Below are 21722 nucleotides of genomic sequence, written 5' to 3' on the forward strand. Positions count from 1 at the left end.
AGCTGTTCCTTGATCAGGGTCTGGTAGTCCCAGACGGTGTTGAAAATTTCACCGATCGCCAGCGGCGTGGTGGTGTGCTGCCGGACCAGCCGCAGGCCTTCCTGGTTCTCGGCCGGGGTGCAGTCCTCGAGCCAGAACAGGTCATAGGGTTCCAGCGCCTTGCCCAGCTTCGCGGCCTGGATCGGCGTCATCCGGTGGTGCCCGTCGTGCAGCAACGGGATTTCCGGGCCGAACTCGTTCCGGACCGCCTCGAACACCGAGGGCAGGTGCCGCAGGTAGGCCCGGGTGTCCCAGTCCTCCTCCTGCGGGAACGCCCCGCGCCCGGCGGGCTCGTAGTCGTAGCGTTCCCCGGAGGCCTGCGCCTGCGCCGCGACCCCGTACACGGCCTTGATCCCGGGCACCGCGGTCTGGATCCGGATCGACTTGTACCCGAGTTCCAGGTGCTCCCGGACCGAATCGAAGAGCGAGGGCAGGTCCGCGCCCGAGGCGTGCCCGTACGCGCGCAGCCCGTTCCGCGACGCCCCGCCGAGCAGCTGGTACACCGGCATCCCGGCGACCTTGCCCTTGATGTCCCACAACGCCATGTCCACCGCCGCGATCGCGGCCATCGTCACCGGACCCCGGCGCCAGTACGAGGACCGGTACAGGAACTGCCACGTGTCCTCGATCCGGTGCGGATCCTTCCCGATCAGCAACTGCGCAACATGTTCCTTCAGGTACGCCGCGACCGCGAGCTCACGCCCGTTCAGCGTCGCATCCCCGATCCCCGTCACACCATCCTCCGTGGTGATCCGCAAGGTCACGAAGTTCCGGGAAGGGCTGGTCACAAAGACTTCAGCAGCAATGATTTTCATGGTCTGAATGGCTCTTTCAGTCGTAGCTGGTGGGGTTAGTTGGTGGTGGACGTCAGCGGTTTGGCGGCCGGTTCGACGTCGGATGTTCCGCCGGCAGCGCCGTCTGACACGCCGTCGGACGCGCCGTCGACGGTCTCGGTGCCGCTTTCGCGGCGGGACCGGATGTCCGCGATGATCTCCGCGTGCCTGTCATCCGTGAGCCTGTACTTGGACATCAAGGCCACGGCCACGATGGTCAGCACGGCCGGAATGGCGCCGGCGGCGACCTGGATTCCGAACACGGCTTCCGCGGTCTGCACGGCGCCGGACTTGTAGCCGCCCAGGGCCAGTGCGTACGCGGCGAGTGCTCCGCCCACGGCCTGGCCGGTTTTGCGGGTGAAGGAGAAGAGCGCGTACGTGATCCCCTCGGTGCGCACACCGGTTTTCCATTCGCCGTATTCCACGGTGTCGGCTTCCAGCGCCCACACCACGATGTTCACGGCCAGGACACCGACGAGGCTCACGACGAGGCCGGTGAATCCGATCCAGACCTGGCTGGCCGGGGCGAGGAAGACGATGATTCCGCCGACCACCGTCACCAGGGAGGAGTAGATGTACACGCGCTTCTTGCCGAGGTTCCGGACCAGCCGGGGCATGAACCCGGCCAGCACGAAGGTGAGGACCAGCTGCGTGATGGACAGGACCGGGTAAAGGTCCAGGCGGCCCAGGACGTCGCGCAGGTAGAACAGCTGGACCGAGGTCAGGGCGAGGTAACCCGAGAGGAAGAAGAAGGAGCTCAGGCAGAGCATCAATAGGGGTTTGTTGCCTTTGAGCGTGTCCATGCTTTGTTTGAACGTGACGTTCGGGACAGCCCGGTGCACCCGCTCCTTGGCAGTCAGGACGGTGAAGAAGTAGAGGGCAGCACCGATCACCACGAAGGCCAGGGTGATGGTGGTGAAGGTTGCCTGGAGGTCGGCGCCGGGCTTAATGAGCGGTGCCACGAAGATGCCGAGGGCGGAACCCACCAGCAGCGCGCCGATCATGCGGGCGGAGCCCAGCTTTGCCCGCTCGCCCGGATCCTGGGTCATGGCGCCGGCCAGGGATCCGTAGGGGATGTTGACGAGGCTGTAGGCCAGGCCAAGGGCGGCGTACGTGACGTATGCGTAGAGGAGGGTGCCGGACTCGCCGAGCTCCGGGATGGAGAAGGTTGCCACGCTGAGCAGGAGCAGCGGGATGGACCCGAACATGATGAACGGCCGGAACTTGCCAAAGCGTTTGCTGAACGTCCGGTCCACCACCCGGCCGGCGAAGACGTCGGCGAAGGCGTCGAAGATCCTGACCGTGAGCAGCAGGGTGCCGGCGGCGGCGGCGGAGATCCCGGCCACGTCCGTGTAGTACACCAGCAGGAACATGGTGGCGGTGGTGAAGGCGAGGTTGTTGGCGGCGTCGCCGGCGCCATAGCCGACAATGCTTAACTTGCTGAGCTTTTCGGGCTTCTTCATGTGTGGGCTCCTTTACCCGGGGCCGCCCCTGGGGCCGGCAAAAATGGTGAAAACGCTTAGGGGGTGACGCTCTTCGTGCTGCCGTACTTGGTCCCGGCAAGCGCGGTCCAGCGCTGGCGCAGGGCGAACGCGGCGGGCTTGGGCCGACGGTCGCGGGTGAAGACGCCCTTCTTGTTGCCGTCCACGCGCATGATGCCGTTGGACGTCTGGAAGTCGGCGAAGTTCCAGACCTGCTCGCCCACCATGGCGTCCACGCGGTCAAAGACACGGTGGTACATGGCCAGGAAGGCGGCCTGGTATTCCTCGCTCCAGGGCTGTTCGTAGATGGAGTGGAACCCGGGCATGGTGTCCGGGCCGTACTCGGTCATGATCATGGGCTTGCCGTACTTGGCTTCCCATTCCCGGAGTTCCTTCTCCAGGACGGCCTCCGCCGTTTCGAGGTCCCCGTTGTTCAGGTACCAGCCGTAGTAGCGGTTGAGCATGATGACGTCGAAGAGGTCGCCCAGCAGTTCCTTGTCCGGGGTGTCGAACATGACATTGACGTAGCCCACGGGGCGGGTGGGGTCCAGCTCGCGGGTGAGTTCCACCAGCGGCTGGAAGTACTCGCGGGCACCTTCCTCGGAACCGTTGGGTTCGTTGGCGATGGACCAGATCACCACGGACGGGTGGTTCTTGTCCCGGGCCACGAGCTCGGAGATGGCCTGGCGGTGGTTGGCGGCGGTGTTCGCGTCCACTCCGCCCTCTTCATAGGTCTTCTTGGCGATGCCGCCGAAGACGGCGCCGAAGCCCAGGTGAAGCCCCACCGCCGCGGTTTCGTCGATTACCACGATCCCGTGACGGTCCGCGAACTCCATGACCTCCTCGGCGTACGGGTAGTGCGAGGTCCGGAAGGAGTTTGCGCCCACCCAGTCCAGGAGTTGGAAATCGTTGACCATCTGGGCGTTGCTGTGGCCCTTGCCGACCGTGACGTGGTCCTCGTGCATACCGAAGCCGGTGAAGTAGAAAGGCTCCCCGTTGATGAGGAATTCCTTGCCGCTGATTTCTACGGTACGGACGCCGACGGGCAGCGTGTACGTGTCCAGCAGCGTGCCGCCGTCGTGGATTTCGGCGGTCAGGCTGTACAGGTAGGCGGCGCCGGGCTTCCAGAGCACGACGTCGTCGATCACCAGCGTGCCGTTGGCGCCGTCCGCGCGGGCGACTTCGACGCCGTCGGCATTGTTGAGCGAGACGGTCACCGTTTCGCCGCCCGTGCCGCCCGCGGTGGCGATGGTGTAGCCGACGCTGCCGGTGGTCCCGTCGAAGCCGGTCACAACGGTGACGTCATCCACGGTCACCGCGGGCGTGCTGAAGAGCCAGAGGCTGCGGTGCAGGCCGGCGTAGTTGTAGAAATCGTGCAGGTAGCTCTGCTGACGGCGGCCGTCCTCGGTGACGGTGATGCTGCCCGGGGGGATGGTGGCCTGGGTGAGTTCGTTGTTGACGGCGACGGTGAGGCGGAACGCCTGGCCGGGGGCGACGTGGTCGGTGATGTCGGCGCTGAACGGCATGTAGCCGCCGGTGTGCTGGGCGACGAGGACATCGTCCACCCACACCATTCCCTCGTGCGTGGCGGAGTCGAGGCGGACGTGGATCCGCTCCCCTGCCCAGCCGCGGGGAACGCGCACGTCGCGCTGGTACCAGACGTAGCCGACGTGGTCACGGATGGCCTTGTCCGGGAAGACATCGTTGTAGCTGGCGGGAACTCCCATTTCCAGTGTTGATTCGAGCGGCGCATTGAACCATTCATCCCGGTGGCCAGCCCGCTCGAAGTCCACCTTGAACCGGTACAGGCCATCGAGGTTGATAATTTCGCGGGTTTCGTTGGCCTGTGGCTTGAGCATTTGGGAGGTCCTATCGCGTCTTTGCGGGCAGTGCCGGGGAGGTTTTTGGGGGCCGGCGGTGTGGCCGGGTTTTTTGCTCCTGTTGTAATCCTAATCACTTGGCAATCACATGGCAAGCGGTTGCCATAATTTTGTTGAAAAGTTCCGCCAAACGCTGCTGCCCGGCTCCCCGGGATCGGGAGCCGGGCAGCGGCGCTTGCACGGAGGGCGTTACGGGGAGACAGCCCGCTCCCCGAACGTTCCGCACAGGTCTTCAACCAGTTCCACGACCGGTCCGTCCGCGGCAAGGGACGGATCCACCAGGGCCAGCAAGGCGCGGATCCGCTCGGTGCCGGTGAGCCGGTTGGCTGCGGCCACCTCGCCGGCCAGCGGGTCGGAGAGTTCGTCCGCGGTGGTGGTGTGGTCCATCCAGGCGGCGATCATGCGGGCCGCGGCGGCCCCGGTCCTGCCCTGGGCGCGTTCGGCCCGCAGCACCGGCACGGCGCGCATGCGGAGTTTGGTGCTGCCATCCATGGCGATCTGGGCCAGGTGGTGGGCGATCCGGGCGTTGGAGAAGCGGTCCAGCAGGGCGGCGCGGTAGGCGGGGATTCCGAGTTCGCCGGCCGGGAGGTTGGCTTCAGCCTCGTCCCAGAAGCGTTCGACGGCGTCCCGGCACAGCGGATCCGCCAGGGCCTCGGCCACGGTGGTGTGGCCGCGGAGCTGCCCGGCGTAGGCCAGGAGGGAGTGGGCGCCGTTGAGGAGCCAGAGCTTGCGGTTTTCGTACGGTTCGATGTCCGCGACGAAGACGGCCCCGGCGTCTTCCCAACGGGGCCGTCCGGCGGGGAAATCGCCGCTGAGGACCCAGTTGGAGAACGGTTCGGCCACTACCGGGGAGCTGTCGCGGTAGCCGCAGGCAGCCTGGACGGCTTCGACGTCCGCCCCGGTGGTGCGCGGGGTGATCCGGTCCACGGAGGTGCTGACGAAGCTGGCGTTCGCCTCGATCCAGGACGCGAGCCCGGCGTCCCAGGCCCCGGCCATGCCCACGACGGCGTTGTGGGCGACGGTGCCGTTGTTGGACAGGTTGTCGCAGCAGACGACGGCGAGTGGCCCCGCCCCGGCGGCCCGGCGGGCGGCGAGGGCCAGCACCAGCCGGCCCAGCGGCGTCGTCGGGTACCCGCCCCCGGACGCCAGCAGCGCAAGGTCGGCGGCGACGTCGGCGGCACCCGTGTCCAGGCTGCCGTCGGCGCGGAGGCGGTAGGCCGCCTCCGTGATGGTCAGGGTGATCACGGCGGTAGCCGGGGCGGCGACCAGCGCGGTGAGCCGTCCGACGTCGGCCCCGTCCACTGCCTCCACGATGCTGCTGACGGTCGCGAACGAGTCCCCCGCGTCGCCCCGCTCCACCACGGTGTACAGGCCGTCCTGCTCGGCGAGGGCCAGGGCGGCGTCCGGGCGGCGTCCGGTGAAGGCGGCGATGCCCCAGTCCGCGGCGTCGCCCGCCTGGTGGGTGTACCAGGCCTGGTGCGAGCGGTGGAAGGCGCCCAGGCCCAGGTGGACGATCCGCACCGGGGCCTTCGCGGAGGGGCGGAGGGCGCGGTTGAGCCGGGGAAATTCCACGGCGGATTCCGCTTTTGCCTGCAGTTCGATGCTCACAGTTTGAAGACCCTTCGGGGGGAGCCGTCGACGAGGTCGACGATGATTTCGTGGGCGCGGTCCTCGCTGACCCGGTGTTCGGCGACGAGGCGGGCCAGGAAGGAGGCCTCGATCCGGCGGGACGCATCGTGCCGGGCCGGAATGGAGCAGAACGCGCGGGTGTCGTCGATGAAGCCCGAGGAGCGCGAGAAGCCGGCGGTCTCGGTGACGGCGGAGCGGAAGCGCAGCATGGCGTCGGGGGCGTCGAGGAACCACCACGGCGCACCGAGGTAGACCGACGGGTAGAACCCGGCCAGCGGTGCGAGTTCACGGGAGAACACGGTCTCGTCCAGGGTGAACAGCACCAGGTGGAAGTCCTTCGCGGTGCCGAAGTCCTGCAGCACCGGGCGGATGGCCTCGGTGTAGTTGATCGCGAACGGGATGTCGTGGCCCGTGTCCGCGCCGAAGTTGGCGAACGTGGGCTCATGGTGGTTGCGGTAGGACCCCGGGTGGATGGTCATGACCAGGCCGTCCTCCACGGACATCCGGGCCATCTGGTACATCATGTGGGCTTCGAAGTCGTCGCGGTCCTTCGCGGTGGCGCGGCCCGCGCGGGCGCGGTCAAACAGTTTCGCCGCGTCTCCGGCGTCGAGCTTGAGGGTTGCCGGGGTGCGGACGCCGTGGTCGGCGGAGACCGCTCCGTGGTCCACGAAATAACGACGCCGGTTCTCCAGTGCGGTGAGGTAGCCGGCATAGCCGGTGGTGCCGTCGGCCGCTGCCGCGATCAGCCGGTCGACATTCGCGGACCAGTCGGGGTGCGCGATGTTCAGGTACGCGTCCGGGCGGAAGGTCGGCAGGACGCGGCCATGGAAGGTGGGGTCCTGGGCGATCGCCTTGTGGCTGGCCAGGCTGTCCAGGGGGTCGTCCGTGGTGGCGAGGACTTCGATGTTGAAGTCCTTGAAGAGCTGGCGGGGACGGAACCCGGGCTCGAGCAGGCGGGCAGAAATCGCGTCGTAGCTGGCATCGGCCGTCTCGGCGCTGATCTCTTCCCGGAGCCCGAAGACGCTCTCAAACTGGGTGCGGAGCCAGTAGCCGGAGGCGGTGCCGTCCAGCAACGGCCAGGCCTTGCAGAACTCCTGCCAGACGGTGCGGGAGTCCGGTTCGGCTGTCTTGGAGCCACGCAGCCGGTCCAGCGGAACGCCGCTGGCGTGGATCAGCCGGGTGACGTAGTGGTCCGGGCTGACCAGCAGCGCTGCCGGGTCCGGGAAGGGGGTGTTGTGCTCGATGACGGCGGCGTCAACGTGCCCGTGCGGGGAAATGATGGGGAGGTCCTCGACCCGGCCCAGGAGCTCGCGCGCAATGCTGCGCGTTCCGGGATCCGCGGGCAGGAGCCGGTCTGGGTTGGCGGCAATCGACTGTGACATAGCTCAATGGTCCGGCCTGCAACAGCACCTTGTCAACCGGTTGCCATAAATTRCCAACACATTTGTCGGTGCGTTTTTCGCGCCCCGGACGGATTTTCGCGCCGGAACCGGACATCCGCTACCAGGATCCCGGTAGCGGATGTCCCAGGATGCAGCAGAAAGCGGAACGGGCCGCGGATCTCGACGCGGCAGCGCTTACTGGCCGGCAGGCAGGAGCCGTCCGCTCGAGCCCCGCAGCACCAGTTCCGTTTCGACGCGCAGGGTGGCGGCGGGCTCCCCCGCGCCGTGCAGGAGATCGCCCTGCAGAGGATCTCTGTGCAGGAGATCGAGCAGCAGCGTGGTGGCGCCCGAGCCGCACTCCCCGAGCGGGGAGCGCACCGTGGTCAGCGGGGGTGTGGTGAAGTCGGCCCCGAAGATGTCGTCGAAGYCCACAATGCTGATCTGGTCCGGGACCACCATGCCGGCGGCCTGGAGTTCCTGCATGAGCCCGATGGCCAGGAGGTCGTTGTAGGTCAGCACCGCCGTGGCCCCGCTGGCCCGGACGTCGCGCGCCACCTGCCGGCCGCCGTCGACCGTGGGTTTGCTGGATTCCAGCCGCACGGCGTCCAGCCGGGACCAGTCGCAGGCGGCCTGCACGCCCTCCCAGCGGCGGGCGGACATCCAGGACTGCAGCGGCCCGGCCACGAAGGCAACCTTCTGGTGCCCGTTCGCGGCCAGGCTGCGGACCGCCTCGCTGATGCCTTTGTTCACGTCGGGGACCACGCACGGCACGCCGTCGACCTCGCGGTTGATGACCACCACGGGTTTGTCGCGGGCGAGGGCCCGGATGTTGTCGTCGTCCATGCGCGGGCTGGCCAAGATGAGGCCGTCCACGGTGGCCATCATCCGCCGGGCGGCGGTCAGTTCGGTGGCCGCGGATTCCGCGGATTCGGCGAGCACCAGGGTGTAGTCCCGGGCCGTGGCCGTGGTTTCCGCCCCGCGGATGATGTCGAAGAACGTGGGGTTGGTGATGTCCGCGACGATCAGGCCGAAGGTGTTGGTCCGGCCGGTGGGCAGTGCCCGGGCGAACGGGTTGACCTGGTAGTTCAGCTCGGCCGCCGCATCCTCGATGAGTTTCTGCGTCTTGGCGCTGACCCGGCCCGGCTTGCTGAGCGCCCGGGACACCGTGGACGGATTGACGCCGGCGACCTTGGCGATGTCGTAGATGGTGGCGTTGGACTTACCGTCGCGGCCGTGCTTCTTGGCCGGAGCCTTGGTGGCGTCGGCGTCCGGCGTCTTGGGTTCAGTCACGGCTCCATCGTAGTGCTGCACGGCAACAAACAGCGGGACGGTTGCCAAACCATCTCTCACATTCCGCCCCTTTTACGCCAACGGTCCCTCACTCTCCTCAGGAAAGTGAGAGACCGTTCGCCTCACGCCGCCGAAATGTGCGGGAGCGCTGGGCTACGAGCGTTCGGGGAACTTGCCCTCGTCGGCGATCCGCTTGTTCAGCTCGGCCAGGAACACGTCCTCGTCGAAGTCCAGGCCCATTTCCTTGCCGGTCCAGCTGGAGAGGTGGATGGCGTTGGCGAGGCGGACACCGTTGATTCCGTCCGATCCCGGTGCGAGCAGCGGGGTGCCGTCCAGGATGTTGGCGGCGAAGTTCTCCAGGACGCCGGCGTGCTGGCCGCCCCAGACGGATTCGAACTCGATGACCTCGGTGCTGTAGTACTCCTCCGGGTTCAGTTCGCCCATAAAGAGCTTCCGGACATCGTCCATGCCCATGCCGTCGCTGAGTTCCCGCTCGGGCTTCTGCAGGCGGGTCACGGTGGCGGTCTTGGAATTTTCGACGACGATCTTGCCCTGGTCGCCCAGGATCTCGAAGCGGTCCGTGCCCGTCAGATCGTGCGTGGCCGTGACGAACACGCCCGTGGCGCCGTCGCCGTAGTCCACCACCGCCGTGACCTCGTCTTCGACGGCGATGTCCCGGCGGAAGCCGTAGGCCACCTTCGCGTACACCGACTTGGGAACACCGCAGATCCACTGCCACAGGTCCAGCTGGTGCGGGGCCTGGTTGACCAGGACACCGCCGCCTTCGCCGCCCCATGTGGCGCGCCATTCGCTGGAGTTGTAGTACCCCTGCGGCCGCCACCAGGTGGTGATGATCCAGTTGGTGCGGCGGATGCTGCCGATCTCCCCCGCATCCACGATCTCCTTCAGCCGCTGGTACAGCGGGTTGTTGCGCTGGTTGAACATAATGGCGAAGGAGAGCTCCGGCTTGGAGGCGGCAAACTCGTTGAGTTCCTTGACCTGCTTGGTGTACACGCCGGCCGGCTTCTCGACGAGGGCGTGGATGTTGCGCTTGAGGGTTTCGATGCCCATTTCGGGGTGCAGGAAGTGCGGCACGCACGTGACGACCGCGTCGACGTCGCAGCTTTCGAGCATGGTGATGTAGTCGTCGTAGAAGGGCGCGTCGGGGTACTGGGACGCCGCCAGTTCCTTCTTGGCGGGATCGACGTCGCAGACGGCCCCGATCTCCATGTTGGGGACCATTCCGTCCTGGATAAACTTGGCGTAGGCGCCGCCCTGCTGGCCCAGACCGATGATGCCGAGGCGTACTTTCTTGCTCATGTGGTGATTCTCCGTGGTTATTGGGGTGGTCTAGAAAAGGTTCGAGTGGCCCATGGCCACGAGGTTGTCGTACGAGGTCTGCAGGGCGTCCCAGACGGTCCGGCCGTAGAGCTCGTCCTGCTCCACGAGCAGGTACTGGGCGCCGGCCGCCTGGGCGGCCGGGATGATGGCGGGGAAGTCCAGGTTGCCCTCGCCTACTTCGGCGAACTGGACCACGTTCTTGAACTCGGCCATGAAGCCCATGAAGTCCCCGGTTTCCAGGAGGCTCAGGGCGGACTCCGGCAATTCGCCGATCCGGTAGTCCTTCAGGTGGACCATGGCGGTCCGGCCGGCATACTTTTCCAGGGTGCGGACCGGGTCCAGGCCGCCGCGCTGGACCCAGTGGACGTCGATTTCCATGCCCATGGCCGGGGAGTTCGCCGCGATGATGTCCAGCATGTAGGTGCCGTCAAACTTCGCGAACTCAATGTGGTGGTTGTGGTAATACAGGCCGAGGCCCTGCTCCTGCAGGCGCTCGGCATAATCGTTGGCCTGCTTGGCGAAATCGACCACCGCGTTGATCGACTTCATGGCCGGGAAGGGCAGCATGCCGATCCGCAGGAGCTTCGCGTCCAGGCGCTTCGCGTCGTCGACGATCTTGTCGAAGTGGTCCTTGAGCGAGTCGCCGGGCATGCCCTTGGGGGTCTCCATCGCGACGGACAACGCCGCGATGTCCATGCCCAGCTCACTGCGGGAACGGTCCAGCTCCGCCACATTCGCCGCGGTCATGGGGATCTGGGAAACCTCGACGGCGTTGTAGCCGATCGCGTTGACCTTCCGGAGCGTCTCAAACGCMCCGAGGTCCTTGAAGCTGTCCCGCAGCATCATGGCTTGCACACCAATTTTGGCCATTCCGGTTCCTCCGTTCGGCCGGCTCCGCAAGGGAGCCGGCGTGTCGCATCTGTTGGTTGCTGGTTGCTGGCGGGACCCTCAGACGAGGGCTCCCGCCTGCTCGTGCTGCTGCCGCTGGAGTTCCAGCAGCCGGTGCCTGTCGGCCCGGCGCTGTTCCTGGCGGTCCGGATCCGGGACCGGCGAGGCCAGCAGCAGCCGCTGAGTGTAAGGGTGTTCGGGGTCCCGGGTGACGACGCCGGCCGGGCCCTGTTCGACGATCTCGCCGTGGTACATCACGGCCACGCGGTGGCTGATGTGCCGGACGACGTCGAGGTCGTGGGAGACAAATAGGTAGGACACCCCGGTGTCCTTCTGGATCTGCAGGAACAGGTCCAGCACCCGGGCCTGGGTGGACAGGTCCAGTGCGCTCACGGGCTCGTCGCAGACGATCAGTTTCGGTGCCAGCGCCAGCGCACGGGCGATCGCCACCCGCTGGCGTTGCCCGCCGCTGAATTCGCGCGGCAGCCGGTGGATCGCGTCGGACGGAAGGCCCACCTGGTCCAGCAGTTCCTTCACCCTCTTTTTGGCCGCCGCGGGATCCAGGCCCTGCACACCGAGGGGTTCGGCGAGGATGTCGCCGATTTCCAGTGCCGGGTTCAGCGAGGTGTACGGGTCCTGGAAGACGACCTGCAGGTCCCGGCTCAGGGTCCGGCGGTCCTTGCGGCTGGCGTGGCTGATGTCCTTGCCGTTGAACGTGATCCGGCCCGCGGTGACCGGCGCGAGGCCCAGCACGGCACGGCCCAGGGTGGTTTTGCCGGACCCGGACTCCCCCACCAGGCCGAGGGTTTCGCCGCGGCCGATGGTGATGTTGATGTCCGTCAGCGCGCGGAAGGGTTTGGCCCGGAAGCCTTTGCCGGGGTATTCGACCACCAGCTGGTCCACGGTGAGCAGTGGCGCGTTTTCGGTGGCGCTCATGCGACGTGCTCCTTCTGCGGGGTGGAAACGAGCGTGGTCATGGGTTCCTTGCCTTCCAGCATCGACGCCAGCAGGGTCTGTGTGTAGGGTTCGCGCGGGTTGCGGAGGATCTCGCGGACGGGCCCTTCCTCCACGAGCCGGCCGTTCTGCATGACAGCCACCCGGTCGCAGAGGTCCGCCACCACGCCGAAGTTGTGGGTCACCAGGATGACGCCGATGTTCAGGCGCTGCTGGAGTTCGCGGAGCAGGTCCAGCACGTCGGCCTGCACCGTGACGTCCAGGGCGGTGGTGGGCTCGTCGGCGATCACCAGGTCCGGTTCGCAGCTGATGGCACCGGCGATCAGCACGCGCTGGGCCATGCCGCCGGAAACTTCGTGCGGGTAGGCGTTGAAGGTCCGTTCCGGGTTGACGATGCCGACGTCGGTGAGCAGCTTCAGCGCCCGCTTCCGGGCCTCGGCTTTGGAGATTCGAAGGACGCGCACCATGGGCGTCACCAGCTGGTAGCCGATGGTGAAGGCGGGATCCAGGTTGCTCATGGGCTCCTGCGGAATGTAGGAAATCCGCTTGCCGCGCAGTTTGGTCAGGCGCTCCTGGCTGACGCGGTCCTCGCCCGGGGCAACCGTGTAGCCGCCGTCGAACTGGATGGAGCCGGCCACAATCCGGGCGTTGTCCGGGAGCAGGCCCAGGATGGAGAACGCGGTCTGGGACTTGCCCGAGCCGGATTCACCCACGATGCCCAGGATCTCGCCACGGTCCACGTGGAAGGACACGTCGTCCACCACCTTCTTGATCGACCCGTCCGCCTGCGGGTAGCCGACGCCGAGATTAGTCACCTTGACCAGATGGTGTTCGGTGCCGGCGTCGACGGCGGCCACGGTCTTGCGCGACGGGCGCGCGGCGGCGGGGGCCGGCGTCGTGCCCGTTGTGCCTTTATTGGCGGCAGCGGCCGCGCGCTTCTTGCGGTGCTTGATCTTTTCGCCGTCTTCCAGGGCATCGCGGATGGCGTTGCCCAGCAGGACGAGGGCGCCGATGGTGAGGGCCATGGCAAAGGCGGGCCAGAAGAGCAGCGTCGGCGTGAGGTAGACGTTCTTGAATCCTTCGCTGAGCATCACCCCCCAGGTTGCCTTCGCGGGGTCGCCCAGGCCCAGGAATTCGAGCCCGGACTGTATCGCGATGGCCACGCCGGCGATCGCAGCGGTCTGGATGATGATGGGGGCGCGGACCACGGAGAAGATGTGGCGCGTGATAATTCTCAGGTCGGAGAGGCCGGACACTCGGGCGGCATCCACGTAGAGCTCGTTGCGGACCGATTGCACCGCCGAGCGCGTGAGGCGGAAGTAGGAGGGGCTGATCAGGACGCCGAAGGCGATCATGGCGATCCACACCGACGGTCCGAAGGCCGCGCGGATGGTCAGCAGCACGATCAGGCCCGGGAGGCTCATCAGGATGCTGACGACCCAGTTGGACACCGCCTCGAACTTGCCGGCGTAATAACCGGCCACCAGGCCCGCGGGCAGGCCGATCGCGATCGCGACGGCGGCGCACAGCAGTGCGGACAGGAGTGTCAGCTGTGCCCCGTACAGCAGCCGGCTCCAGACGTCGCGCCCGGAACTGTCCGTGCCCAGGATGTTCACCGAATCCGGGCCGGCGAGGGTCTTGGAGATGTTGGCGAAGTTCTCGTCGAACGGGGCCAGCACATCGGCGAACACGGCCATGAGTGCCAGCACCAGCAGGATCGCCATGGCAACGATCCCGAGCGGGTTCTTGAAAAGCCTTTTGAGGACCGTGGAGCGGACCACGGTTCCGGTCTGGCCCGTCGTTCCGGGCAGTGGCGTCAGGGCTGAGGTTTCGACGGACTCGGTCACGAGGCACGCACCTTCGGGTTGAGCCAGCCGTTGAGCAGGTCAACAATCAGGTTGACCAAAATGACAACGGCGACGGTGTACATAACAACGCCCATGACCACCGGCTGGTCGCTCTGGCTGGTGGCGGCGACAGCCAGCGGCCCCATGCCGGGCAGGGCAAAGATTTGCTCGATGATGACCACGCCGCCGAGCATGCCGATGAGCTGCAGGCTGAGCACGGTGAGCCCCGCCGGAGCGGCGCTGCGCAGGACATGCCGGAACAGGACTTCGCGCTCCTTGATGCCGCGGCTGCGCAGGGTGCGGACGTAGTCGCGTTCGAGCTGCTTGATGACGGCACTGCGGATCTGCTGCGCGCCGCCGGTGACTCCGTTGATGAGCAGGGCGATCACCGGAAGCGTCAGGGAAAGGACCCAGGCAGAGGCGGGTTCGCCCGGGGAAATGGTGCTGGTGGCGGGGAAGAGCCCCAGCTGGATGGCCAGGACGGTGACCAGGATGATGCCGATCACGAATCCGGGGACGGAGTCGCCGATGATGGCGCCGATCTGGACCACCCTGTCGACCCAGCCGCGCTTCACTGCTGCGGCGACGCCCAGGAGTGTCGCGATGATGGCGATCAGGATCATGGCGGCGGCCACCATGGTCATGGTGACGGGAATGCGCGTGGCGAGCGCGCCGGCCACGGGTTCGGACGTGAACCAGGATGCTCCCAGGTCACCCTGCAGGGCGCCCGTGAGCCAGCTCAGGTAGCGCGTGATGATGGGCTGGTCGAGGCCCAGCTCTGCTTCCTTCACGGCCAGCTGCTCCGGCGTGGCCTGGTCGCCCAGGATGTTCCGTGCAATGCTGCCGCTCGATACGTAAAGCAGGGAAAAGACGAGGATCGAGACGGCGAACAGGACGACGAGTCCGCTGCCGAGGCGTTTGAGGATGAATGTGATCATTGCTGACTCCATTGAACTGGCATGGATTGACTGCCTGGTCCGGCAGCCCGCCAGTGGTGACGGGCTGCCGGACCGGCGCCGGTTTGTTGTGTGGCGACGTGCGCCGGTGTTACTTGGCGGGCGCGTAGTTGTAGAGGGACGGAACGGCCTGCTGGACCTGCGGCGTCACGGTGATCTTCGAGTTGTAGTAGTACATCTGGTTCACACGGAACAGCGGGGCAAACCATGCCTGCTCCACCACGTACTTGTTGACTTCCTGCGCCAGCTTGCCGGCATCCTTGCCGCCGTTCTGCACGGCGTCGATCTTGGCCTGGAGTTCGGGCGTGGTGTTCTTGAACGGGTTGTACAGGGCCTTGGTGGAGACGATCTGGTTGATGGCCACCCACGGTTCGCCCTGGAAGAGGCTGAAGTACATGGTGGTGAACTTCTGGGCGGCCACTTCGCTGGTGAAGGTGTTCGTGATCGCGGCGCCGACCTCGAGGGTGATCCCGATGTCAGCGAGCTGCTGCTTGACCACCGCGAGCTGGGTTTCGAAGCCGGGGACGGCCGGGACGGCCAGGGTGACGCCGCTCTCGTAGCCGGCTTCCTTCAGCAACTGCTTGGCCTTGGCCGGATCGTACGTGTAGTGGTTCTCCAGCTCTTCGGTCCAGGCCCCGCTGGCCTTGCCGAACGGCTGCGACGTCGGCGTGCCCTGGCCCAGCATGACCTGGTCCAGGATGGTCTTGCGGTCAAAGGCGTAGTTGATGGCCTGGCGGACCTTGACGTTCCCCAGCGGGGTGTTCTTGGCGCCGTCGCGGTCCAGCAGCAGCAGCCCCTGCCAGTCCACCTCATTGGTGACGAGCTTCATCTTGGCGCCCTCGGCCTGCTTGCCGGTCTTCGGGTCCAGCAGCGTGGCGTCCACCTGTCCCGAGACCAGGGCATTGGTCCTGGCGGTCGCGTCAACGAGGATCTTGAAGGTGACTTTCTCGAACTTCTGGTTGTCTTTGTTCCAGTAGTCCTTGCGGGCCGTGAAAACGGACTGTGAGTCTTTGACCGTGGCGGCTTTGTCCATGACGTACGGGCCGCTGCCCACGGGCTCGGTCTTGATGCCTTCGGTGCCCAGGGCCTTCGGGCTGCCCATGAGGCCGGCGGCCTGGCTGAGGTAGAACTCCAATGAGGGATCCGGTGCCGTCAGGTTGAGCTCAATGGTGTCGGCATCCACCACCTTAACGTCGGAAACCGCGGTGAGCTGGGCCATCTGCGGGCCGTTGGCCTTCTTGAAGTGATCCAGGTTCGCTTTGGCCGCTTCGGCGTCGAACGTGGCGCCGTCGCTGAAGGTCACGCCCTTGCGGAGATCAACGGTGAGCACGGTGTTCGTCGCGTTGTACTTCCACGCGGTGGCCAGCATGGGGCTGAGCTTGCCGTCCGGTTCCCGCAGGAGCAGGGAATCGTAGGCCGCCTGGTACGGCTGCAGGAAGTGGCCGACGTGCGCCTGGGCAGGGTCCCACGAGCGGATTTCCTGAACAGCACCCAGGGTCAGCGTGGTTGTCTTCGGACCGGCCGGGTTGTTCCCGGAGGCGGCGCCTGACGCGCCACCGCCGCAGGCAGTCAGCGCCAGGGATGCGCTGAGGATGAGGGCAGCTGCTGCTGCTTTGGGACCTAACTTCATTGTTGGCTCCTATGAGTCGTGAAACTGTGGGCGGGTTTCCCCGTTCAAGCGGTGTGGCGTGGGCCACACCGCTCTCGTGAGAATCACAGTACGCAGAGTTGCCTTTCTTGGCAACCGATTGTCATAAATTCTCGAAAATGTCTTTACGCCCGAAAAGTACAGCTGGAAAGCAGGGAGAGATTCGGCCCCAGATCGCGGCAATCGCTTGTTTGAACGCACACAATGGGGCCTGCCCGAAGCGGACGCCGGAGGGCGCCCCGGAATGCCTATCCGGAAGACGCCCCGCGGGGACGACCCGACGGGCCTCAGCTGACGGCGTCGAGAGACCCGGGGTAGCTCTGCCGGTAGATTTCCTTGACGATGCGCAGCGACTTTTCGGCCTCCGCCGGGCTGATCCAGAACGGCTCCGCATCGTGCAGCCGGCCGTAGAAGTCAGCGATCAGCAGTTCATGCGAGACACCCCAGTAGGACCGGCCGCCGGAGCCGCTACTGCGCTCTGGAATGACATCCACGCGCCCGTCTTGATGGGCGATGGTCAGGTCGCCGCGCAGGCTCAGCACGGCCTTTTCGGTGACAACCTCGAGTGTTACCGGCGCGTTGGTGGCGTTGGCCAGGGTGGCATAGAACGCGCTCCTGGCGCCGTTGGCATGTTCGGCGACGAATTCGGTGGTGTCTTCCACCTCGATGGTGYTGCCCAGGAAACGCGTGGAGGCGTTGCCACTGACCGCGACGACGTCGCCCACCAGCCATTGGAGCAGGTCCACGGTGTGGATGGCCTGGTTCATCATCAGCCCGCCCCCGCCGCCGGCCCAGGTCCCCCGCCACGGCCGGTCCTGGTAGTACTCGGCGGAGCGCTGCCACATGACCGTTGCCGACGCCCCCGCCACGGCCCCCAGTTCGCCGGAGGACAGCAGTGCGGCCAGGGCCTGGGAGGTCGCGTTGTACCGGTTCTGGAAGCACACGGCGATTTTCGCAGTGCCCGCCGAGGCGGCTTCAACGAGCCGGCGGCCCTCCGCCAGGGTGTGGGCGAGCGGCTTCTCCACGATGACGTTAATGCCCCGTTCCAGGCAGTCGGCGGCCACGGAGGCGTGCTGGTCGTGCGGGGTGCAGATATGCACCACGTCCGGCCGGACCGCCTCGATGAGGCTCAGGTGGTCGGAAAAGCCGGGGACGCCGTGGGCGGCTGCCGCGGCAGCCAGCCGCTGCGGATCCGAATCGCAGACCGCCACCAGGGTGGCGCCGTCGAGCTTTGCCACCGCCTCGAAGTGCACGGCGGAAACATCGCCGCAGCCGATGACCGCCGCCGTCGTCGTGCTCACGAGAGTTCAACTCCGTTTTTCGCGGCGAGCGCGGCGAAGGCGCGGGCCGCGCTGCCGAAAGCGACGGGACCCGAGAACCCGCCGAGTTCGTGGGCGCTGGCCAGGTGCGGCTCCAGGGAGGCGAAGCCGGTGAAGCCGTCTGCCGTGAGGGCGGCGATGGTGGCGTCGAGTTCGCCGTCACCCTCGCCGGCGGGAACCACCTCGCCCGTGGCGGCCACGGCGTCCTTGACCTGGAAGTACTCAAGGTAGGGGCGCAGCATGGCATAGCCGTCGGTGTAGGGCTTGACGCCCACCTGGACGAAGTTGGCGTTGTCCCAGGCGATGCGCAGGGCCGGGGAATCCACGGTCTCCATGATGTCCAGGACGCGCTCGGGGGTGTCGCCGAAGATGCCCTTTTCGTTTTCGTGCAGGAGCACGACGCCGGCTTCGGCGGCGAGCGCCGCCAGTGCGCCCATCCGGGCCATGACGTCCCCGCGGATGTCGTCGGCGCCCTGGTTGTCCGCCCGGTAGAACGAGAAGATGCGGATGTATCTTGTCTCCAGCCCCTTTGCCACGGAGATGATTTGGCGGAGGCGTTCCAGCTCGTGTTCCACCGGCAGGCTCACGTCCACCTTGCCGATGGGACTGGCCACGGCCGAAACTTTGAGGCCCTTCTCATCGAGGATTTCCTTGAGTCGGGCAACCTGCACCGGTTCGAGTTCGGAGACATTCGTGCCCCAGGCGCTGCGGACCTCGATGTGGCTGGCGCCCAGGGCCAGCAGGACCGCGGCCTGCACCGCGGGATCCGGGTCTATCTCGTCGCCGAAGCCTGAGAGTGGCCAGACTGCGGTTGGTGTTTTGCTCACGCGGATCTCCTGGGTTTCGCGGCCGCCGGGCCGGGCAGCCCGGTTTTGGGTGCGGCGCGGTGACGCAGTTCACAAACGGTGTCGCCGCCAGTTTAGCGACAGTCGCATCACCATGACAACCGATTGCCAAACTTTGACAAGGTGTGGCATTCTTGGCGGAGCGGGCCTGTGGCGGCAGTCACAGACCGGCCCATCCGACCCGGCCATCATGGCCCCGCCACCACGTTCAGAGAGGAGCGCCGTGGCTACGACGCAACCACCGGCAGTTGACCGACCGGCCACCATCCATGACATCGCAGCACTGTGCGGCGTGGCGGCCTCCACTGTTTCCCGGGCGCTCTCGACGCCGGACCGCGTCAATATCCGCACGCGCCAGCGGATCGAGGCGGCCGCCGCCCAGCTGCACTACATCCCCAACAGCCAGGCCAAGGCGCTGAGTTCCGGCCGCACAGGCGCAGTGGGGGTCCTGGTGCCGGACATCACCAACCCGTTCTACTTCGACCTGATCCGGGGAACCCAGCTCCAGCTCAAGGCAGCCGGCTACACGCAGTTGCTGGTGGACACCGAGGAATCCGACGAGGTGGAAGCCAGCACCCTGGACCAGCTGCGAAAGAGTGCCGACGGCATCATCGTGGCCGCGTCCCGGCTCAGCGACGAGGCCCTGCTGGCCGCGGCGGCCAAAATGCCGCTGGTCACCATCAACCGCGACGTTCCCGGCGTCCCCGCCGTGATCATCGACACCCCCTCCGCCACCAGCCAGGCCCTGGACCACCTCGTCTCGCTGGGCCATACCCGGATCGCCTACATGGCCGGGCCCCTGACGTCCCAGTCCAGCGAACGGCGGTGGACTGCATTGTCCGCGGCAGCCGAGGAGCGCGGCGTGGAAGTGCGCAGGCTGGGGCCGTTCGCGCCAAAAACCCAGTCCGGCGCCGCAGCCGCGGACGCCGCCGTGCACAGCGGGGTGACAGCCTGCATCGCATTCAACGACCTCATCGCCATCGGCATGCTTCAGCGCCTGCGGGAACGAGGCATCCGGGTTCCCGAGGACATGAGCATTGTGGGCTGCGACGACATCTTCGGCGCCGACTTCTGCAATCCGCCGCTGTCCACGATGGCCTCCCCGATCGAGCAGGCCGGCCGCGTGGCGGTCTCCATGCTGCTGGCCCAGCTGAACCCCCTCGCCGGCGGCGGCACCCGCAGCCGGTCCGTGATGCCCACCCATCTCACCGTCCGGGGCTCCACCGGCCCGGCGCGGCAGGAGCGCTAGGCCGCACGCCCACCCGGCCGGATTGGGCCGGGGCGGTTCCTGGCGCGCCGGGTTTTCGCGGCGTTTCCCGGCGTGGGCTACGCATCCGGCCCGGCGCGACGGATATCCGCGTAGCGAGGGTCCGAAAGCGTAGCGACGGTCCTCAGCCGTAGCGCCATTCCCGCGCCCGGGCCGCACGTCCGCCAGGCGGCCCGGCCGCAACAGTTGAGCGTGGTTGACAGCGCTGACTAGGCTGGATCACATGCGCGAACTCCAGGCCAGGATCATTGAAGAAATGGGCGTCCAGCCCCGGATCGACCCCGCCGGGGAGGTGCGCAAGCGCGTCACCTTCCTGAAGGAATACCTGAAGGCCACGCACACCAAGGGCTTCGTCCTGGGCATCTCCGGCGGCCTGGATTCCTCGCTCGCGGGCCGGCTTGCCCAGCTGGCCGTCGAGGAGCTCACGGTCGAAGGTGTGGAGGCAAACTTCGTCGCCGTCCGCTTGCCCTACGGCGTACAGCATGATGAGGACGATGCCCAGGCAGCCCTGGACTTCATCCAGGCCAAGACCGAGTGGACGTTCAACATCTCCGCCGCAGTGGATGGCTTCGAGGACGAATTCGAGAAGACCGTGGGCAACGGGATCTCCGACTTCCACAAGGGCAACACCAAGGCCCGCACCCGCATGATCGCGCAGTACGCCCTCGCCGGCGAGCACAACTACCTCGTCATCGGAACGGACCACGGGGCGGAGTCGGTCACCGGCTTCTTCACCAAGTACGGCGACGGCGGCGCGGATATCCTGCCGCTGTTCGGGCTCAACAAGCGCCAGAACCGGGCCCTGCTCGCGGAGCTCGGCGCCCCGGCCCGTATCTGGGAGAAGGTTCCGACGGCGGACCTGCTCGACGGCCAGCCCGGCCGCACGGACGAGGACGAGCTGGGCCTGACATACGACCAGATCGACGACTACCTCGAGGGCCGCGAGGTCCCGGGCTCCGTGGCCGAATCCATCGAGCAAAAATATCTCCGAACCCGCCACAAGCGCACGGTCCCGGTCACCATCTTTGATACCTGGTGGAAGTAGGCAGCAACCTACGCTCCGGGGGCACTTCGAGCCCCCGCGGGACTGTTTAGCGGCCATCGCCCGGCGCTTCCGTGTCAATGTCCCCCGGACGGCCCACGGTGAAGCCCGACGCCGGGCCTCACCTCGCCGGCAGCTCCCGCCCCGACACGGGTACCCGCCCGGGACCCGTCTAGCGGCCCTGCAGCAGCGTGGAGATCCGGTGTGCTTCATCCATCAGCAGGCGGCCCAGCATCTCCTGCCGTTCGCCCTTGAAGCGCGGCTCGATCCCGGTCAGGGACAACGCCCAGGCGGGGCGGCCGCGCTGGTCGAAGACTGCTGCGCCCATCCCCCAGCTGCCCTCCAGCACAAGACCGGGATTCACCGAATAGCCGGCCTGCCGCGTCGCTTCGAGATTCGCACGGACCAGGTCCTCCGTGTGCGCCGCCGCGAAGTCGCCGGCGTGCGCGGCCCAGCCGGCCAGCAGCTCCTCCTGCTCCGCATCGGGCAGGAACGCCATGATGGCGGTGCCGGCGGACGCCACCCCGAGCGGGAAGCGGACTCCCTCGTGCAGCACGAAGGACCGCACCGGGAAGCTCCCCTCCTCCCGAAGCAGGCACACGGTCTCGGCGCCGCGCCGGATGGAGAAGAACGCGCTTTCGCCGGTCTCCTCGGCGAGCCGGCGGAGGCTCGGCCGGGCGATATCCTCCAACGGGAAACGCGCCGAGGCCACGGAACCCATCAGGAGGATCTCCGGCCCCAGCACCCAGTTGCCGTTCTGGGGATCCTGGTCCAGCAGCCCCTCGGCTGCCAGCGAGGTGAGCAGCCGGTGCACGGTGGGGCGCGTGAGTCCGGATTCCCGGACGAGTTCCACCAGCGGGGAGCCTTCCGGTTTCCGTCCAACAATGCGCAGCAGGGACGCGACGCGGCTGACGACCTGAGCGCCCTGGACAGGTGAAGGATTCATCTTGTTACCTCGGGAGTTGGCCTTGAACTGCTCAAAGTATCCATATTGTGGACAGTCGGAAGTCTACCGTCCACACTGTAAAAACCGCACTCCAAAAGCTAAAACCAGCCGTTGACAGCCTGCTTTTCGGCCCCG

General features: G+C 66.8%; 17 protein-coding genes. 2 read left to right on the forward strand and 15 right to left on the reverse strand.

The window, feature by feature from the left end:
- The 14 genes from AB4Y67_RS06775 to AB4Y67_RS06840 form a co-directional block, all read right to left on the reverse strand.
- A partial coding sequence (locus AB4Y67_RS06775) for a D-galactonate dehydratase family protein (protein ID WP_441405021.1) occupies positions 1-854 on the reverse strand: 854 nt, incomplete at its 3' end.
- Between the two features lie 35 nt (positions 855-889).
- Positions 890-2335: a glucuronide transporter gene (uidB, locus tag AB4Y67_RS06780; RefSeq protein ID WP_441405022.1), complete on the reverse strand. Its 1446-nt coding sequence runs from the start codon at positions 2333-2335 to the stop codon at positions 890-892.
- A 56-nt stretch (positions 2336-2391) separates the two neighbouring features.
- Positions 2392-4212 carry a beta-glucuronidase gene (gene uidA / locus AB4Y67_RS06785; protein ID WP_441405023.1) on the reverse strand — a complete coding sequence of 607 codons (1821 nt, stop codon included), beginning with the start codon at positions 4210-4212 and terminating at the stop codon, positions 2392-2394.
- Positions 4213-4422: 210 nt separating this feature from the next.
- Positions 4423-5841, reverse strand: coding sequence for a mannitol dehydrogenase family protein (locus tag AB4Y67_RS06790; RefSeq protein WP_441405024.1), 1419 nt, complete (start codon positions 5839-5841; stop codon positions 4423-4425).
- Complete coding sequence (gene uxaC / locus AB4Y67_RS06795) at positions 5838-7244, reverse strand: glucuronate isomerase (protein WP_441405025.1); 1407 nt, start codon at positions 7242-7244, stop codon at positions 5838-5840. The genes AB4Y67_RS06790 and uxaC overlap by 4 nt, the downstream gene beginning before the upstream one ends.
- Before the next feature lie 195 nt (positions 7245-7439).
- Entirely contained in the window at positions 7440-8534 is a 1095-nt protein-coding gene (locus tag AB4Y67_RS06800; RefSeq protein WP_441405026.1) for a LacI family DNA-binding transcriptional regulator, read from the reverse strand.
- 153 nt (positions 8535-8687) lie between these two features.
- Positions 8688-9854: a Gfo/Idh/MocA family protein gene (locus tag AB4Y67_RS06805; RefSeq protein WP_441405027.1), complete on the reverse strand. Its 1167-nt coding sequence runs from the start codon at positions 9852-9854 to the stop codon at positions 8688-8690.
- Between the two features lie 30 nt (positions 9855-9884).
- Positions 9885-10745 carry a sugar phosphate isomerase/epimerase family protein gene (locus tag AB4Y67_RS06810; RefSeq protein WP_441405028.1) on the reverse strand — a complete coding sequence of 287 codons (861 nt, stop codon included), beginning with the start codon at positions 10743-10745 and terminating at the stop codon, positions 9885-9887.
- A gap of 78 nt (positions 10746-10823) precedes the next feature.
- Positions 10824-11699 (reverse strand): ATP-binding cassette domain-containing protein, encoded by an 876-nt coding sequence (locus tag AB4Y67_RS06815; protein ID WP_441405029.1) that lies wholly within the window; start codon positions 11697-11699, stop codon positions 10824-10826.
- Positions 11696-13564, reverse strand: a complete 1869-nt coding sequence (locus AB4Y67_RS06820; protein WP_441405030.1) for a dipeptide/oligopeptide/nickel ABC transporter permease/ATP-binding protein — start codon at positions 13562-13564, stop codon at positions 11696-11698. Before AB4Y67_RS06820 ends, AB4Y67_RS06815 begins: the two co-directional genes overlap by 4 nt.
- Positions 13561-14502 (reverse strand): ABC transporter permease, encoded by a 942-nt coding sequence (locus tag AB4Y67_RS06825; protein ID WP_441405031.1) that lies wholly within the window; start codon positions 14500-14502, stop codon positions 13561-13563. The genes AB4Y67_RS06820 and AB4Y67_RS06825 overlap by 4 nt, the downstream gene beginning before the upstream one ends.
- 109 nt (positions 14503-14611) lie before the next feature.
- Positions 14612-16150 (reverse strand): ABC transporter substrate-binding protein, encoded by a 1539-nt coding sequence (locus tag AB4Y67_RS06830; protein ID WP_441405032.1) that lies wholly within the window; start codon positions 16148-16150, stop codon positions 14612-14614.
- 305 nt (positions 16151-16455) lie between these two features.
- Positions 16456-17469, reverse strand: a complete 1014-nt coding sequence (locus AB4Y67_RS06835) for a Gfo/Idh/MocA family protein (protein ID WP_441405033.1) — start codon at positions 17467-17469, stop codon at positions 16456-16458.
- On the reverse strand, positions 17466-18314 hold the full coding sequence (locus AB4Y67_RS06840; RefSeq protein WP_441405034.1) for a sugar phosphate isomerase/epimerase family protein: 849 nt from the start codon (positions 18312-18314) through the stop codon (positions 17466-17468). Before AB4Y67_RS06840 ends, AB4Y67_RS06835 begins: the two co-directional genes overlap by 4 nt.
- A gap of 208 nt (positions 18315-18522) precedes the next feature.
- Here AB4Y67_RS06840 and AB4Y67_RS06845 point away from each other — a divergent pair, with 208 nt between their 5' ends.
- Complete coding sequence (locus AB4Y67_RS06845; RefSeq protein WP_441405035.1) at positions 18523-19581, forward strand: LacI family DNA-binding transcriptional regulator; 1059 nt, start codon at positions 18523-18525, stop codon at positions 19579-19581.
- Between the two features lie 241 nt (positions 19582-19822).
- Positions 19823-20644, forward strand: coding sequence for an ammonia-dependent NAD(+) synthetase (gene nadE / locus AB4Y67_RS06850; RefSeq protein ID WP_441405036.1), 822 nt, complete (start codon positions 19823-19825; stop codon positions 20642-20644).
- Between the two features lie 169 nt (positions 20645-20813).
- Here nadE and AB4Y67_RS06855 read toward each other — a convergent pair whose 3' ends face one another.
- Complete coding sequence (locus AB4Y67_RS06855; RefSeq protein ID WP_441405037.1) at positions 20814-21587, reverse strand: IclR family transcriptional regulator; 774 nt, start codon at positions 21585-21587, stop codon at positions 20814-20816.
- Between the last annotated feature and the right edge of the window lie 135 nt (positions 21588-21722).

Source organism: Arthrobacter sp. YAF17, from assembly GCF_052113365.1.
Lineage (GTDB): Bacteria > Actinomycetota > Actinomycetes > Actinomycetales > Micrococcaceae > Arthrobacter.